Origin of the sequence: Streptomyces sp. NBC_01381, assembly GCF_026340305.1 — a bacterium.
Classification (GTDB): domain Bacteria; phylum Actinomycetota; class Actinomycetes; order Streptomycetales; family Streptomycetaceae; genus Streptomyces.
On record NZ_JAPEPI010000001.1, the window covers coordinates 4632754 to 4648768 of the forward strand.

Annotated in this window: 11 protein-coding genes; 7 read left to right on the top strand and 4 right to left on the bottom strand. The window is 72.4% G+C overall.

Features of this window, described 5'->3' with window-relative positions; all coding sequences use genetic code 11:
• Positions 1-12: 12 nt before the first annotated feature.
• The gene (locus OG453_RS21560; RefSeq protein ID WP_266869628.1) at positions 13-639 is read left to right on the top strand and encodes a TetR/AcrR family transcriptional regulator; all 627 of its coding nucleotides are present in this window, start codon (positions 13-15) and stop codon (positions 637-639) included.
• On the opposite strand, the gene OG453_RS21565 is transcribed toward OG453_RS21560, so the two are convergent.
• Positions 623-3901 (bottom strand): BTAD domain-containing putative transcriptional regulator, encoded by a 3279-nt coding sequence (locus OG453_RS21565; protein WP_266869629.1) that lies wholly within the window; start codon positions 3899-3901, stop codon positions 623-625. The genes OG453_RS21560 and OG453_RS21565 overlap by 17 nt on opposite strands.
• Positions 3902-4091: 190 nt before the next feature.
• Here OG453_RS21565 and OG453_RS21570 point away from each other — a divergent pair, with 190 nt between their 5' ends.
• A complete protein-coding gene (locus tag OG453_RS21570) occupies positions 4092-5204 on the top strand; it encodes an alkene reductase (protein ID WP_266869630.1) in 1113 nt (370 codons plus the stop codon).
• On the opposite strand, the gene OG453_RS21575 is transcribed toward OG453_RS21570, so the two are convergent.
• A complete protein-coding gene (locus OG453_RS21575) occupies positions 5177-7408 on the bottom strand; it encodes an FUSC family protein (RefSeq protein WP_266869960.1) in 2232 nt (743 codons plus the stop codon). The genes OG453_RS21570 and OG453_RS21575 overlap by 28 nt on opposite strands.
• Positions 7409-7629: 221 nt before the next feature.
• On the opposite strand from OG453_RS21575, the gene OG453_RS21580 reads away from it, so the two are divergent.
• Complete coding sequence (locus OG453_RS21580; RefSeq protein WP_266869631.1) at positions 7630-9153, top strand: MFS transporter; 1524 nt, start codon at positions 7630-7632, stop codon at positions 9151-9153.
• Here the strand turns inward: OG453_RS21580 and OG453_RS21585 are convergent.
• Positions 9116-9694, bottom strand: a complete 579-nt coding sequence (locus tag OG453_RS21585) for a TetR/AcrR family transcriptional regulator (RefSeq protein WP_266869632.1) — start codon at positions 9692-9694, stop codon at positions 9116-9118. The genes OG453_RS21580 and OG453_RS21585 overlap by 38 nt on opposite strands.
• Before the next feature lie 324 nt (positions 9695-10018).
• On the opposite strand from OG453_RS21585, the gene OG453_RS21590 reads away from it, so the two are divergent.
• Genes OG453_RS21590 through OG453_RS21605 form a run of 4 tightly spaced genes read left to right on the top strand, consistent with a single transcriptional unit; the run spans position 10019 to position 14859 of the window.
• Positions 10019-10588 (top strand): (2Fe-2S)-binding protein, encoded by a 570-nt coding sequence (locus OG453_RS21590; RefSeq protein WP_266869633.1) that lies wholly within the window; start codon positions 10019-10021, stop codon positions 10586-10588.
• Positions 10585-11577, top strand: coding sequence for a xanthine dehydrogenase family protein subunit M (locus OG453_RS21595; RefSeq protein ID WP_266869634.1), 993 nt, complete (start codon positions 10585-10587; stop codon positions 11575-11577). Before OG453_RS21590 ends, OG453_RS21595 begins: the two co-directional genes overlap by 4 nt.
• Positions 11574-13718 carry a xanthine dehydrogenase family protein molybdopterin-binding subunit gene (locus OG453_RS21600; RefSeq protein WP_266869635.1) on the top strand — a complete coding sequence of 715 codons (2145 nt, stop codon included), beginning with the start codon at positions 11574-11576 and terminating at the stop codon, positions 13716-13718. Before OG453_RS21595 ends, OG453_RS21600 begins: the two co-directional genes overlap by 4 nt.
• Entirely contained in the window at positions 13711-14859 is a 1149-nt protein-coding gene (locus OG453_RS21605; protein ID WP_266869636.1) for an XdhC family protein, read from the top strand. The genes OG453_RS21600 and OG453_RS21605 overlap by 8 nt, the downstream gene beginning before the upstream one ends.
• Positions 14860-14896: 37 nt before the next feature.
• Here OG453_RS21605 and OG453_RS21610 read toward each other — a convergent pair whose 3' ends face one another.
• Positions 14897-16012 (bottom strand): sugar ABC transporter substrate-binding protein, encoded by a 1116-nt coding sequence (locus tag OG453_RS21610; protein WP_266869637.1) that lies wholly within the window; start codon positions 16010-16012, stop codon positions 14897-14899.
• Between the last annotated feature and the right edge of the window lie 3 nt (positions 16013-16015).

The following is a 16015-nucleotide window of genomic DNA, read 5'->3' on the forward strand; positions in this document are numbered from 1 at the left end:
TAGATTGAGCTCATGTCTAAGCAGCCCGCACCCCCGCCCGTACCGAAGTCGAGAAGCCACCGCGACAAGATCCTGGACGGGGCGCTCCTCTGCCTTCAGGAGAAGGGGTACGCGCGCACGACGGCGCGCGATGTCGCCGAGGCGTCCGGCGCCGGACTCGGCTCGATCGGCTATCACTTCGGCGGCATGGAGGGCCTGCTCGACGAGGCGCTCGGCCGGTGCTTCGAGGTGTGGACGGCCCGCGTGCGCGACGCGGTCTCCGCGAGCGCAGGTCAGGGCCCTCGGGCGCAGTTGGAGTCGGCGCTCGTCGCGCTGATCGACTCGTTCGACGAGCTGCGGCCCATGGTGGTCAGCTACATCGAGGCGTTCCCGCCGGCCGTGCGGTCCGCCGCCCTGCGCGAGCGGCTCGCCGCCGGTTACGCGGAGGCGCGCCGGGCGGGCTTCGCGATGACCGCCGATGCCTGCGCCGAGCTGGGGATCGCGCCGCCTCCCGGTGCCGAGGTCGTCTCCTCGGTGGTCATCGCGCTGTGCGACGGCCTGATGCTGCAGTGGATCGCCGACCCGGAGGCCACGCCGGACGCGCACGAGGTCCTGGACGCGCTGACGCTGCTCGCCCCGTTCCTCACGCCTGCGGACTGAGCCCGGCGGCGGCCGACCGCGCGACCTCCGCGGGGTCCGTGGCGATGCCGCGCTCGTACGCCTCCGTGAAGGCCGCCCGGCCCAGGGCCGCGAGCGCGGCCTCGGTGACCCGGTCGACGTCGGCCCGCTCGGACTCCGGCAGCGGGGCGTCCACGCTCCGGCGCGCCGCGGTCGCCGCGCCGAGGAGCAGGGCGGCGTGCCGGGCGCCGCCCGCCTCGCCGCTCAGCGCCGCCGCACCGGCAAGGCCCTCCAGGGAGAGGGCCAGGGCGCGCGGCTCGCCGAGGGAGAGCGCGAGTCGCAGCCCTCGCAGCTGGTGCGCCGTCGCCCCCGGCCCGTCGCCGCGCAGCTCGGCGACGAGGCCGAGTTCCGTGCACAGCAGGTGGGCCCCGGCCTCCGATGACGGATATCCGTCACGCAGGCGCACCAGGTACTCCTGCGCCCCGTCGAGGTCGCCGGACCGGCGTGCGCCGAGGGCGAGCCCCATCAGCGCGTGCACCTCGCCGTACAGATAGCCCTGCTCGACGGCCAACCGGCGGGCCTGCTCGTGCAGTTCGCGCGCCCGCTCCCAGTCCCGGGACGGCAGCGCGAGCCTGCCGAGGCCGGAGAGCCGCGCGGAGATCTCGGTCGCGAGGCCAAGCTCCTCCGCGATGTCGAGACCCTCCCGCTGACGGCGCTCGGCGTCCGCGTAGTCGCCCCTGATCTCGGCGAGCGCGGCGAGCGGCGTCACGGTCTGCAACTCGCCCCAGCGGTCGCCGAGTTCACGGAAGAGCTCGGCGCCCCCCGCCCCGTCCCGCTCGATGACGGCGAGGTCGCCCCGGGCCAGCGCGTGCATCGCGGCCAGCGCGAGCGCGGCGGCGGTGCCCCAGCGGTCGCCTGTGGCGGTGAAGTGGTCGAGCACCTGCCGGTTGGCCTTCTCGCCGGCGAGGGTGTCGCCCGAGCTGAACAGCGCGTACGCATAAAGCCATTGAGGCCGGCCGCCGTCGTGCTGGATCGAGGCCTCGACCGGCGGCGTCGGCGGCGCGGGGCGCTCCCGCGATTCCCCGGTCAGCAATCCGAACGCCGCGTGCAGCAGGCGCGGTTCGGCCGCCGTCGCGTCCACGGCGCACACCGCGGCCAGGGCGGTGCCGGCCTCGTTGAGGCGGCCGCGCAGCAGCCACCACCAGGAGAGGGCGGTGACCAGGCGGACCGCTGTGTCCGTCGTCCCGTCGGCCGCCGCGCGCCGGACCGCGTGGTCGAGGGCCTCGCGCAGGTTGGCGGCCTCGGCGTCGAGGCGCGCGAGCCACTCCCGTTGCGCGGCGCCGCGCAGGTGCGGGTCGGCGCGCTCGGCCAGCTCCAGATAATGGCTCGCATGCCGGTCGCGTACGCCGCTGACGTCCACCGTCTCGTGCAGGCGCTCCGTCGCGTACGCCGCAACGGATTCGAGGAGCCGGTAACGCGGACCGGTGTCGGCGGTTCCCTCCACCGGGGACACCAGGAACACCAGGGACCGGTCGACGAGCCGGGCCAGGAGATCAAGGACCTCGACGTGCGCCACGTCGCCGCCCGCGCAGACCGTCTCGGCGGCGTCCAGGGTGCAGCCGTCGCGGTGGACGGCCAGGCGGCACAGCACGGTCCGCTCGGGCGGCGAGAGCAGCTCCCAGCTCCAGTCGATGACGGCCCGCAGGGTCTGCTGCCGGGCGGGCGCGCCGCGCTGCCCGGCGGTGAGCACCCGGAAGCGGTCACCAAGGCGTGCGGCCAACTCCCTTACGCCCAGGGCGCGGACGCGGGTGGCGGCCAGTTCGAGGGCGAGCGGGATGCCGTCGAGGCGGTGACAGATCTCCGCCACGGCATCCCGCGTCGCGGGGTCGGCGTCGTCGAGGGTGAATCCGGGCGCCGATGCCGTGGCGCGGGCCACGAACAGCCTTATGGACTCGGGCAGTTGCAGCGGTTCCACGGCGTATACCGACTCGCCCGTCAGTCCAAGCGGCTCCTGGCTCGTGGCCAGGACGCGCAGGCCGGGGGCGGCGCCGAGCAGCAGGCCCGTCAGCTCGGCGACCGGCTCGACGAGGTGCTCGCAGTTGTCGAGGACGAGGAGCAGCCGCCGGTCGCGCAGCGCGGCGGCGAGCCGTTCGGCGGGGGCGCGGCCCGGCAGTCCGGCGGGGGTGTCCTCCCGGATACCGAGCGCGGCGGAGATCACCGACACAAGGTCGTCGACGCCGCCCCCGCGCCGACCGGCGAGCTCGACAAACCACACCTCACCGGCGTCACGACCGCACCGCGCGGCGGCCTCCACGGCGAGCCGCGTCTTCCCGACGCCACCCGGCCCGGTAAGAGTCACCAGCCGCGCGGAGCCCAGGAGTTGACGAATCTCGTCCAGCGCAGGCGCGCGACCGACCAGCTCGGTGAGCGGACTGGGAAGACTGGACCGTGCGGACACGCCCTCGGAAGCACGGTCAACACTGCTCACGCCGACCAGGCCAAGCGCGCCGCCCGCGCCGTCGGCGGCCCCGCCGTCATACGCACCGCCCGAGTTGTCCGTATGACGCAAAAGCCCCGGATCCTGCCGCAGGATCGCCTCGTGGAGTGCCGTCACCTCCGGCCCCGGATCCAGGCCCAGTTCATCAGCGAGGTGCTCCCGCAGTTCCGCGTACGAGGCGAGTGCCTCGCTCTGGCGGCCCGTCAGGTACAGGGCCCGCATCTGGACGGCGCGCAGCCGTTCCCGCAGCGGATGCCGGGCCACCTGGTCGGTCAGTTCCCCGACCAGCAGGGTGTGGTCACCCGATGCCAGGCGCGCCTCGGCCTGTTCCTCGATCACTCCCAGGCGCTGTTCCGCGAGGCGGTGCGCAGCGGCGCGTACGAACTCCTCGTCCGCGAAGTCCGCGTACGCGGGCCCGCGCCACAACTCCAGCGCCTGGCTGAGCAGTCCGGAGCGCAGGCGCGGATCGTCCGTCGTCCGGGCCTCGGCCACCAGGTCCCGGAAACGGTGTGCGTCGACCTCGTCCCCGGCCGCGTCGACGCGCAGCCGGTAGCCGGGTGTCTGGCGTACGACACGGTCGCCGCCCAGCGCTCTGCGCAGCTGGGAGACCTTGGACTGCAGGGCGTTGGCGGGATGGCCCGGCGGCTGCTCTCCCCAGAGGTCGTCGATGAGCCGGTCGGCCGAGACCGGCCGCCCCTCGTGGACGAGAAGATCGGCGAGCAGCGCCCTGACCTTCGCCTCGGGAACCCTGACCGGTTCCCCCTCGTCGTCCCACACCGTCAGTGGACCGAGCACCCCGAACCGCATACGCGCCACCGTACACAGCGCACGTCAGACGATGATCAGCGGACCATCAGCGCAGGGGCGGACGACCATCAGCGGACGGTCGCACGACCATCAGCGGACCGTCAGCTCTTCCGAAGCGGGCACCGGCACAGTCGTCCCAGACGGCGACGGAGAACAGTCGGCCGCAGACACCGCAAAGGTTGGTACCGCCATGTCCCGCTTGTTCGAAACCACTCAGCTCGGCACTCTGGACCTCCCCAACCGGCTCGTGATGGCGCCGATGACGCGCAACCGCGCCGACGCCGACGGCACCCCGCAGGCGATCATGGCCACCTACTACGCACAGCGCGCCTCCGCCGGGCTGATCATCGCCGAGGCCGCCACGCCCAACGCGGTCGGCCAGACCTACCCGAACATCACGGCGATCCACAGCGATGCGCACGTCGCCGGTTGGCGGCAGGTCACCGATGCCGTGCACGCCGCGGGCGGCCGGATGTTCCTGCAGTTGCAGCACGGCGGCCGGGTCGGCCACCCCGACACCAGCGGCCTGACGCCGGTCGCACCGTCGCCGGTGCCGCTGCCGGACACGATCTTCACCCCGAGCGGGCACCAGCCGGCCGCCGTGCCACGCGAGATGACCCTCGACGAGATCGACTCCACCGTGGCGGACTTCGCCGCGGCCGCCCGCCGCGCCGTCGACGCCGGCTTCGCGGGCGTGGAGGTGCACGCCGCCAACGGCTACCTCCTCCACCAGTTCCTGGCGACGGGCACCAACCACCGCACCGACGCCTACGGCGGCCCGGTCGCCGGCCGTATCCGCTTCGTCGTGGAGGTCGTCGAGGCCGTCGCCGCCGAGATCGGCCCCGAGCGTGTCGGCGTACGCATCGCTCCCGGCCTGACCGTCAACGGCATCGACGAGGGCGACACCGAGGACATCTACCCGGCGCTCGTCGACGCCCTGACGGATATGGGCGGCCTCGCCTATCTGCACGTCGTCTTCGCCGACCCGGAGCAGGCCGTCTTCCAGGAGATCCGCAAGAACTGGCCGGGCACGCTCATCGCCAACCCGGTGCTCGGCTGGGGAGGTCCGCTGCCCGCCGACGGCGGACGGGCGGCGGGCGAGCGGCTCCTCGCCGCGGGCGCCGACCTGATCTCGCTCGGCCGCTCGTTCCTCGCCAACCCCGACCTGGTCGAGCGGATGCGCATCGGGGCGCCGCTCAATCCCGTACGCGAGAAGGGGCTGATGTACACGGGCGGTGCGGCCGGGTACACCGACTACCCGGTGCTCGCCGAGGCTCAGGTGCCTGTGCTGTCCGCACCTTGAGCGGGCAGCACGCGGGCGCGCTTCGCCTTGTTCGCCCGGCGTCCCGCGACCGGTACGTCGAGCGGGCGGGCCAGGCCCGCCACGCCTTCGTCGAGGCGCTGCAGATGGCGCAGGACGCGGTAGGTCACCGTGCCCGAGCGCAGCGCGCCGGGGCCGTCGGCCTCCAGCATGGAGGCGATGCTGGCGCCGGTTCTGACCTCGCCGTCCGCCTTGTCGTCGTCCACGTACGCGGTGATGACGTCGAGGTTGTGGGCGATGCGCCGGCCGGCCTTGGCCAGGCGTGGATCGGCCGCGACGGTCTTGCTGTACGGCACGAGTTCGGCGGTCGCCGCCAGCGAACGGGCGTGGTACGCGCAGGTCTCCAGGAGCGCCACCAGATAGCGGGCGGTCCTGCGGCGGCCGCGCAGCGGGGTGATCGGGTGGGTCAGCGGCTGGATGGAGGCGCGCAGATCGTCGAGCGCGGTGTCCAAGTCGCGCGCCCTGTCGAGGAGATCGGCCGCGGGCCCGCCGCTCAGCTGCTCCACCGAGGCGGACACCACGTCGGCGAGCCGGGCGAGGACCGTGCTGAGCAGCTCGTCGGTGCGGCGGTCGGTGTGCACCGGCAGGACGAGGACGGCCGCGATGATGCCGCAGGCCGCGCCGAGTGCCGTCTCCTCGATGCGCAGCCAGAGCACGGAGAGGCTGTAGGTGTTCAGGAGGGTGTAGAGCAGGCCCAGCATCGCCGTGACGAAGAAGGACATGAGCGCGTACGACAGGGGAGCGGTGAAGAACATCGCGAAGATGAAGAGCAGTACGAGGCCGAAGGCGAGCCAGGTGTGGTCGCCGACGAGCCCCGCGAGAGCCACACCGGCGACCACTCCGAGGACCGTACCGAGCAGCCGCCGATAGCCCTTGACGAGGATCTCGCCCGTCGACGCGGTGTTGAGGAACACCACCCAGCAGGTGAGCACCGCCCAGTACCAGCGCTCGGTGGAGAGGAACTCGCCGCCGATGATGGCGAGCGTCGATCCCACGGCCACCTGGAAGGCCGCCCTGGTGGTGGGGCGCCGGAGGCCGGCCTGCTCGTCCTCCGGCTCCGCGGCCTGCTCGACACCGGCGATCGCGATGTCCTCGGCGTCGAACTCCTCACGGGAACGGGTCGTCGCCGGAGAGTCGTCGGACTCGTCCTGCGGTCCGTCCAGGGCGAGCCGCAGTCCCAGCACGGCGCGGGCGGACTCACCGATGCCGCGGAAGACGTCCTGGACGGCGATCGAGGCCCGCGGCAGATTGTCCTCGTCGCGGTAGCCGAGCAGCCTGTTGCGTACGTGTGCCAGGGCCGTGCCCCGGTCGGCGGAGACCGGCCGGGACACCAGCAGGTACAGCGCCCGCAGGTCCCGGCGCAGGGTGAGCGTCGCGTCGTCCTCGGGGTGGATCCGCGTGCCGGTCTCCGGTACGGGCGCGTGCGGCAGATGCAGGGTGAGGGTGTCCGCGCGTTCGGCGCTGCGCGCGTTCAGGAGGAGGACGCCGAGACGTTCGGCGGCGATCTCCGCGTCCGCGACACGGCGTTGCACCAGGGCCGCGGTCGCCGCGTCCGGTGTGCCCTCCTCCAGGCGGCCCTGGATCATCAGGGCCGTCTCGTGCAGCCGGGCGGTGCCACGGCGCAGCTCGTCGAGGACCTTCTCCAGCTGATCGGGGGTGGCGTCCAGGAGCTCGATCTGGGTGGCCACCAACTGCGCGAGCCGCGCCCGGAAGGCGACCCGGAGCCGGCCGAGGTCCCGTTCGGGAGACTCCGGCACGACGGCGAAGCGGACGACGGCGCCGCACACGAAGGCGACGGTCAGGGCCAGATACAGCTCGGGCAGCGCCGCCGCGGTCGCGCCCACGAACAGCGAGACGAAGTAGACCTGGAAGCCGATCAGGCCCAGGGCCGTGCCCCGGTCGCCGAAACGGCGGCTGTAGACGGCGCCGAAGATCAGCGCCACGAAGAACACGTCACCCGCGATGACCTGGTCGTGCAGGAGAGCCGCGAGGGATATCGCCGCCAGCGAGACGGGCAGGCCCAGAGCGAGCGTGACCGCCTGGTCGCGTACCTCCTTCTCCTTGATGGCGAAGGTGGCGACCATGGCCGTCATGGCGCCCGCGACCATGTGCGTGACGTCCGTGCCGAACAGGGCGAGCACGACGAGCGTCAGGGCGATCGCCGCGACCGTCCGGAGCCCCGCCATCAGCCGCAGCAGCCCCGGGTCCGATGCCACGAAGCGGTCCCATGTGCCGGTCCTGGTCCGCCGTGTCACTGCGCTCACACCCTCATCGCCGCTGTTCAGGCCGAGATTCTGTCATGGGAAGACGTAACCGGGGCTTGAGGGTTGGGGGCGTCTCGACCCGTAAGACGAGGGGTGGAAGCGGCGAAAGTCTCCGGAGCGACTTCAACGAAAGACTTGAAGTCATGAATCCGGCAGACAAGGAAATCCCCAGGGCGCAGCTGTGCCCCGACAGCCCCGACAGCCCCGACACCCCTCAAGCCCGCGCGAGCGCCGCGGCAACCGCACCCGGACCACGCCGCTTGTGGACCCTCCTCGCCGTCAGCGCCGCCCAGCTCCTCGTCGTCCTCGACGGGACGATCGTGAACATCGCGCTGCCCTCCGCGCAGAGCGCCCTCGGCCTGTCCGACGCGAGCCGCCAGTGGGCCGTCACCGCGTACGCGCTCGCCTTCGGCGGGCTGCTCCTGATCGGCGGGCGGATCAGCGGGGCGCTCGGCCACCGGCGTACGTTCCTCATCGGACTGATCGGTTTCGCCGCCGCGTCCGCGCTCGGCGGGGCCGCCGTGAACCCCGAGATGCTGTTCGGGGCGAGGGCCCTGCAGGGGGCGTTCGCCGCGGTGCTCGCGCCCGCCGGGCTCTCGCTCCTGACGATCACCTTCTCCGAACCGGGGGAACGGGGCCGGGCGTTCGGCGTGTTCGCCGCGGTGGGTGCCGCCGGATCGGCCGTCGGCCTGGTCGCCGGGGGGCTGCTCACCGAGTACGCGAGCTGGCGCTGGTGCCTCTACGTCAATGTCCCCGTCGCCCTGTTCGCCGTACTCGGCGCGGCCTTCGTGCCGAGGGACCGGCCGGTGCGCGGGGCGGGCGGCCGGCTCGACGTGGCGGGCGCCCTGCTCAGCGCCGGGGGCTTCGCCGCGATCGTGTACGCCTTCAACGAGGCCGAGCCGCGCGGCTGGGACGCGCCGCTGGTCCTCACCCTCCTCCTGGCAGGTGCCCTGCTGCTCGTCGCGTTCGCGGCCGTGGAGGTCAGGGCTCCGCAGCCGCTGCTGCCGATGCGGGTGCTCCTGGACCGCGCGCGGGCCGGCGCGTTCGTCGCCATCACCCTGCTGTTCGTCGCGATGTTCGGCTTCTACCTCTTCATGAGCTACTACACGCAGACGGTCCTCGGCTATTCGCCGGTCCAGGCGGGCCTCACGCTGATCGTCAACGCCGTGGCCGCGCTGGTCGGCGCGACGCTCGTCGCCGGGCGGCTGCACGGACGCGTCGCACCCGCGGCGCTGATCCTGCCGGGGCTGCTCGCGGCGGCCGCCGGGATGTTCGTCCTGACCCGGCTCACCGCACAGAGCACGCACGTCCTGCCGGCGTATCTGCTGCCCGCGCTGATCCTGACGGGGCTCGGCCTCGGCTGCGTCATGCCGCCGACCGCGAGCCTGGCCACCGCGGGAATGCGCCCGCAGGACATCGGGGCCGCAGCGGCCGCGTACAACGCGTCGCAGCAACTGGGAGCCGCACTCGGCACCGCCCTGCTCAACACCGTCGCGGCGAGCGCGGCCGCAGCCCACCTGGCGTCCCGGGCCGACGCCACGCCGACGGCGGCGTCCGTGCACGGCTACGCGGTGGCCCTGACCGTCGCCTTCGGCATCCTCGTCGCCGCGGCGTGCGTCACCGCACCGCTCATCGTCCGGGGGCGCCGGCCCGCAGTCCGTCCATGACGAGGTCGAGGAGGCGTCCGGCCCGCAGCTGCCAGTCGCCGTGCGGGTCGATCTGCCAGAGGCCCGCGATGGCGAGCATGAAGTCGTCGGGGGTCACGCCGGGGCGGATCGTGCCCGCCTCCTCGTTCGCCCTCAGGAGGGCTTCGACGGCAGAGGACAGCGAACCCTTGCTCAGCCCGATCAGGGTGCCCTTCGCGAGGGTCGCCTTGCGCATCGCGTCCGCCAGACCGGCCTTGGCCATGGCGTACTGCGCGAGCCGGTCCATCCACTCCCGCAGAGCCTCGTCGGGGGCGCGGGTGTCGAGCAGCTGGCACGCCGTGTCGCAGACCTGCTGGACCTCGTAGCGGTAGACCTCGAGGACGAGTGCCTCGCGGTTGGGGAAGTTGCGGTAGAAGGTGCCCTGCCCGACGCCCGCCTTCTTCGCGATCGCGCTCAGCGGGGCGTCGGCCGATCGCGTCAGTTCCGCGAGGGCCACTTCCAGGATGCGCTCGCGATTCCGTTGCGCGTCCGAGCGCAGCCGTGCGTCCTTCTGCTCCCGCACTCGTCCTCCTCCCGGGAATCACGGCGTGGGTCGGCTCGTTGCAGCCCGTGCCGGCCTTGCTAAGCGGACAACTGTCCGGTAAATTCAATGCTTGCGGACAGCTGTCCACTTAGGCTCACCATACCGGCAGAATCAGCCGGCGGGGGATGGCCGGTCGCGATCGCGGCCGATCGCCTCTCGCCGCACTTCGACGGTGTCGCGTGCGGCACCCCTACGCACAGCGCCATCTCTTCCCGAACTCACCGTCGGGATCGCCTCGTTCCACGCTCCCGCTCTTGAGCGGCACTTGCTGAAGAAGCTGACAGAAGCGAAAGAAGGCCGATCGTGGCTCCATCGACGTCCAGCGCCATCACTTTGAACATCAACGGCGAAAAGCACACGCTGCCCGTCGACCACCGCACCACCCTGCTCGACGCGCTGCGCGAGCGCCTCGATCTGACCGGCACCAAGAAGGGCTGTGACCAGGGCCAGTGCGGCGCCTGCACGGTCCTGATCGACGGCCGCAGGGCCGTCTCCTGTCTGCAGCTCGCGGTCGCCGCCGAAGGCCGGGTGATCACCACCATCGAAGGCGTCGCCGACGGCGAGCGGCTGCACCCCGTGCAGCAGGCCTTCCTCGACCTCGACGGATTCCAGTGCGGTTACTGCACGCCGGGGCAGATCTGTTCGGCCATCGCGGTGATCGAGGAGCACGCCGCGGGCTGGCCGAGCGCGGCGACCGCCGACGTACGGCCCGAGGCGGTCGTGCCGCAGCTGACCGCGGACGAGATCAGAGAGCGGATGAGCGGCAATCTCTGCCGCTGCGGCGCGTATGTGTCGATCGTGCAGGCGGTCGCCAAGGCGGCCGCGAACGAGTCCGCGAACGAGACCGCGGGCAGTACGGAGGCTGTGGCATGAGGGAATTCGACTACCGGCGCGCGATCGACGTCCCCGGCGCGCTCGCGCTGCTCGGCGCCGACCCCGACGCGCGCGTCCTCGGCGGCGGCACCAACCTCGTCGACCTGATGAAGACGGGCGTTGAACGGCCCGCCCTGCTCGTCGACGTACGCGAGCTGCCCCTCGACCGGATCGAGGTCACCGACGACGGCGGGCTTCGGATCGGCGCGACCGTCACCAACAGCGATCTCGCCGCCCACCCCGAAGTGCGCCGCCGCTACCCTGCGTTGGCGCAGGCCGTGCTCGCCGGCGCGTCGGGACAGCTGCGCAACATGGCCACGGTCGGCGGGAACCTGCTCCAGCGCACCCGCTGCGGCTACTTCACCGATCTGTCGAAGCCGTGCAACAAGCGCGCCCCCGGCAGCGGTTGCCCCGCCATCGAGGGCGAGCACCACAACCACGCCATCCTCGGCGCCTCCGGGCACTGCGTGGCCATCCATCCCTCGGACATGGGGGTGGCGCTCGCCGCCTTCGACGCCGTCGTGTCGTACGAAACGGCCGAGGGGGCCGGCGAGTTGCCGCTCGCCGAGTTCTACCTCCCGGTGGGCGAGACACCCCACCTGGAGACCGCGCTGCCGTCTGGCGCGCTGATCACCGGCATCACCCTGCCGCCGGCTCCGGTCGCCACGCTCTCCCGCTACCGCAAGGTGCGCGAGCGCGCGTCGTACGCCTTCGCGATCGGCTCGATCGCCGCCGCGCTCGACGTCCAGGACGGTGTCGTACGCGAAGTGCGCATCGCCTTCGGGGCGGTGGCGTCCCGGCCGTGGCGGGCGCTGGAGGCCGAGCGTGTGCTGACCGGTGGCCCGGCGACCGCCGAGGCGTTCGCCGCCGCCGCGGACGCCGAACTGGCGGCCGCGCAGACGCTGCCCCACAACGGCTACAAGGTGACGCTGCTGCGCAACCTCGTCGTCGCGATGCTGACCGAGCTGACCGAGGAGGCCACCCGATGAGGACGCCGACGACGCCGACCACGACCACCACGTCCACCGGAGCGACGGGCGCCGTCGGCGCTTCGTACACCCGCGTGGAGGGCCGGGCCAAGGTCACCGGCGCCGCCCGGTACGCGGGAGAGATCCCCTTCGCCGAACTCGCCCACGGCTGGCTGGTGTTGTCCACGATCGCCCGTGGCCGGATCAGCTCGGTCGAGTCGGACGCCGTGCGCGAGATGCCCGGCGTCCTGTCCGTCCTGCACCACGGCAACGCGCCGCGCGTCGACGGTGACTACATCAGCATGCTCGGCCCGCCCGACCCGATCGTCGAGGTCTTCCAGCACGACCGGGTGCCGTTCGTCGGCTGGCCCGTGGCGCTGGTCGTCGCCGAGACCTCCGAGCAGGCGCGAGAGGCCGCGGAGGCGCTGGTGGTGAAGTACGAGGCGGAGCCGCACGACGTCGCGTTCTCCGCCGCGCACCCCGACACGTACACCCCGGACGGTGACAACCACCAGATGGCGAAGGGCGACCTGGACGCCGAACTCGCCGCGTCCGCCCATGTCGTGGACGAGGAGTACAGCACGCCCGAAGAGCACCACAGCTCGATGGAGCCGCACGCCGCGATGGCGCGATGGGATGCCGGACGCCTCGAAGTCGTCGACTCCAACCAGGGCAGCACCTGGGTCGCCGGCGAGCTGGCGAAGCTGTTCTCGCTCGACCCGGCTTCGGTACGGGTACGGTCCGAGCACGTCGGCGGAGCCTTCGGGTCCAAGGGCGTACGCGTCCACCAGATCCTCGCCGTGATGGCGGCGACCGTGCTCGACCGCCCCGTCAGGGTCGTCCTCACCCGTCGCCAGCTGTTCTCGCTGACCGGCTACCGCAGCCCCACCGCCCAGCGCGTCCGGCTCGGCGCCGACGCCGACGGGCGGCTGCGCGCCGTCGGGCACCAGGCGCACAGCCTCACGTCGAAGGTGCATGAATTCGTCGAGGGGAGCGCCGGGTTCGGGCGTCCGATGTACGCCGCCGACGCCCACCACAGCGTCAACCGCGTCGTGCGGCTCGACGTGCCGACGCCGACCTTCATGCGCGCGCCCGGCGAGGCTCCCGGATCGTTCGCCCTGGAGTCCGCGCTCGATGAACTCGCGGAGCGGACCGGCCTGGACCCGATCGCGCTGCGGGCCCGCAACGAACCGGACGTCGGCCCCGTCTCCGGGCTGCCGTTCGGCTCCCGCAATCTCGTGTCCTGCTTCGAGGAGGGGGCCCGCAGGTTCGGCTGGGCGGACCGGGACCCGCGCCCCGGCCTGCGGCGCGAAGGCCGCTGGCTGATCGGCACCGGCACGGCCGCGGCCACCTTCCCGGTGATCGCGATGCCGTCCACGGCGGCCGTGACGGCGGAGGCCGACGGCACCTTCACCGTGCGGATCACCGCGTCGGACGTCGGTACGGGGGCGCGGACCGCGCTGACCCTGATCGCCGCCGAGGCCCTCGAAGTGGCCCAGGACCGCGTCCATGTGCGCATCGGCGACAGCGACTTCGGCCCGGCGGCCATCTCGGGCGGCTCGATGGGTACCCGCTCCTGGGGCTGGGCGGTCACGGCCGCGGTGCGTGAGCTGCGGGAGCAACTGGCCCTGGGCGGCGACATCCCGCCGCAGGGGATCACCGTGCGGTCCGACACCAGTGAGTACGTCTTCGCGCTCTCGCAGAAGGAACGGCACTCCTACGGTGCGCAGTTCGCCGAGGTCGCCGTGGATGTGACCACCGGCGAGGTGCGCGTACGACGGATGCTCGGCATCTTCGCGGCGGGCCGCATCATCAACCCGCTGACCGCACGCAGCCAGCTCGTCGGCGGCATGATCTGGGGCCTGTCCATGGCGCTGCACGAGGAGGCGGTCAGGGACCAGGCGACGGGCGGCCATGTCGGCGCCGACTTCGCGGGCTACCACTTCGCCGCCAACGCGGATGTGCCGGACATCGAGGCGGACTGGGTGGACGACCCGGACGCGGACGACCCCGTCGGCATCAAGGGCATCGGCGAGATCGGCATCGTGGGCGCCGCCGCGGCGATCGCCAACGCGGTCTGGCACGCGACCGGCGTACGCCATCGTGCGCTGCCGATCCGGCCCGACCGCGTCCTGGACGCGGCAGGAGTCCGGGATGCTTGACATCGCCGCCGAGCTCGACCGATGGGTGCGAGAGGGCCGGGCGTTCGCCGTCGCCACCGTCGTGGCGGTGGGCGGCAGCGCGCCGCGCCCGCCCGGCGCGGCCCTCGCCGTCGACAGCGAGGGCACCGCCATCGGTTCGGTCTCCGGGGGCTGTGTGGAAGGAGCCGTGTACGACCTGTGCGTGCAGGCCCTGGCGGACGGCACGGCGGTGCGCGAGCGCTTCGGCTACAGCGACGAGGACGCCTTCGCCGTGGGGCTGACCTGCGGCGGGGTCATCGAGGTCCTGGTCACGCCGGTGACCGCGGAGGCGCCTGTCAGGGCCGTGTTCGCGGCGGCCCTCTCGGCCGCCGCGAACGGCGAGGCGGCGGCGATCGCCCGCGTGGCGGAGGGCCCCGCCGAACTCCTGGGCAGGCCCCTGCTGGTGCGCGCCGACGGATCGTACGAAAGCGGCCTGGAAGGGCACCCGGACCTCGACCGCACGGTGGCGGGGGAGACCCGCGCGATGCTGGATGCGGGCCGCACCGGCGAGTTCGGCGTCTCGGAGGACGGCTCGCGCTGCGGCGCGCCCCTGACGCTGTTCGTCGAGTCGAGCGTGCCGCCGCCCCGCATGATCGTCTTCGGCGCGGTCGACTTCGCCGCCGCCCTGGTGCGCACGGGCAAGTTCCTCGGCTACGAGGTGACGGTGTGCGACGCCCGTCCGGTCTTCGCCACCCGGGCCCGCTTCCCCGAGGCCGACGAGGTCGTCGTGGACTGGCCGCACCGCTATCTGCGGGGCACCAGGACGGACGCCCGCACGGTCCTGTGCGTACTGACGCACGACGCCAAGTTCGACATCCCGCTCCTGGAGGCGGCGTTGCGCATGCCGGTCGCGTTCGTCGGCGCCATGGGCTCGCGCCGCACCCACGAGGACCGCAACCGCCGACTGCGCGAAGTCGGCGTCACGGAAGGGGAGTTGGCACGGCTGAGGTCCCCGATCGGCCTGGACATCGGCGCCCGTACGCCGGAGGAGACGGCCCTGTCCATCGCGGCCGAGATCGTCGCGACACGCCGCGGCGGCACGGGCATGCCCCTGACCGGATCGGGCACGCCGATCCACCACGACGGGGAGGACGGTTCGGGCGGGGCGCACGCGGCGGCGTGACGCGGCCGGGAGCCGAGGCTCCCGGCCGCAGCCGCCGCTAGCCCTTGAGGCCGATCGCCGCGCAGGCCGCCTTGTACGCGGGCGTGCAGATCTCCGACGTCTTGTAGATGCCGTCCGCGATGACCGTGGACTTGATGGTGTCCTGGGTCAGGGGGCGGACCGACACCAGCAGGGACGGGATGTCCTTCGTCGTGGCGTTCTCGGACTGGTCGCCGGCCAGGGCGTCGAACTCGACCATGCGGCCCTGGGCGATCCTGACCGCCATCTGCGCGGCGCCCACCGCCTCCTCGGGGTACGACTTGTAGACGCTCATGTACTGCTCGCCCGCGACGACGCGCTGCACGGCCGGCAGCTCCGCGTCCTGGCCGGTGACCGGGGGGAGCTCGGTGAGGCCCGATGCCTTCAGGGCCTTGATGATGCCGCCCGCCATGCCGTCGTTGGCGGAGTAGACGCCCGCGATGTTGTCCTTGCCGAGCGCGGTGATCGCGTCGGTCATATGGGCGCGCGCCGTCTCCGGCTTCCAGCCCTCGGTGTCGTACGACTTGGCGACGTCCAGCTGGTTGAGCTGGGAGAGCGCGCCCTGCTTGAAGACGGCGGCGTTCGGGTCGGTCGGCGAACCGTTGATCATGACGATCTTGCTGTTCTTACTGGCGCCGCTCCCGAGCGCCTTGATGAGCCCCTGGCCCTGGACCTGACCCACCAGTTCGTTGTCGAAGGCCACGTAACCGGAGACGGGCCCCTCGGCGAGCCGGTCGTAGGCGATCACGGGGATGTCCGCGTCCTTCGCCTTCTTGACGGACGGGGCGATCTTCTTCGCGTCCACCGCGCTGACGAGGACCACGTCGACCTGGTCGGCGACCATCTTCTCGAGCTGGCGGCTCTGCTTGGCGGCGTCCTGGTCGGCGTTGGCGTAGACGACCTTGCCCTTGCCGTTGGTGAGCTTCTTGACCTGCTTCTCGATGATGGGGTGGTCGAACTTCTCGTAGCGAGCCGTCTCTGATTCGGGCAGCAGCAGGCCGACGGTGACGTCGTCGCCCTTCCTGTCGTCCTTGGTTCCTTCGTCGCTGTCGAGCAGGCCGCCACATGCGGCGAGCGAGAGGGCGAGCACGCCCACGGTCACGACGACGGTGGCTTCACGTCTACGGGATTTCATTCG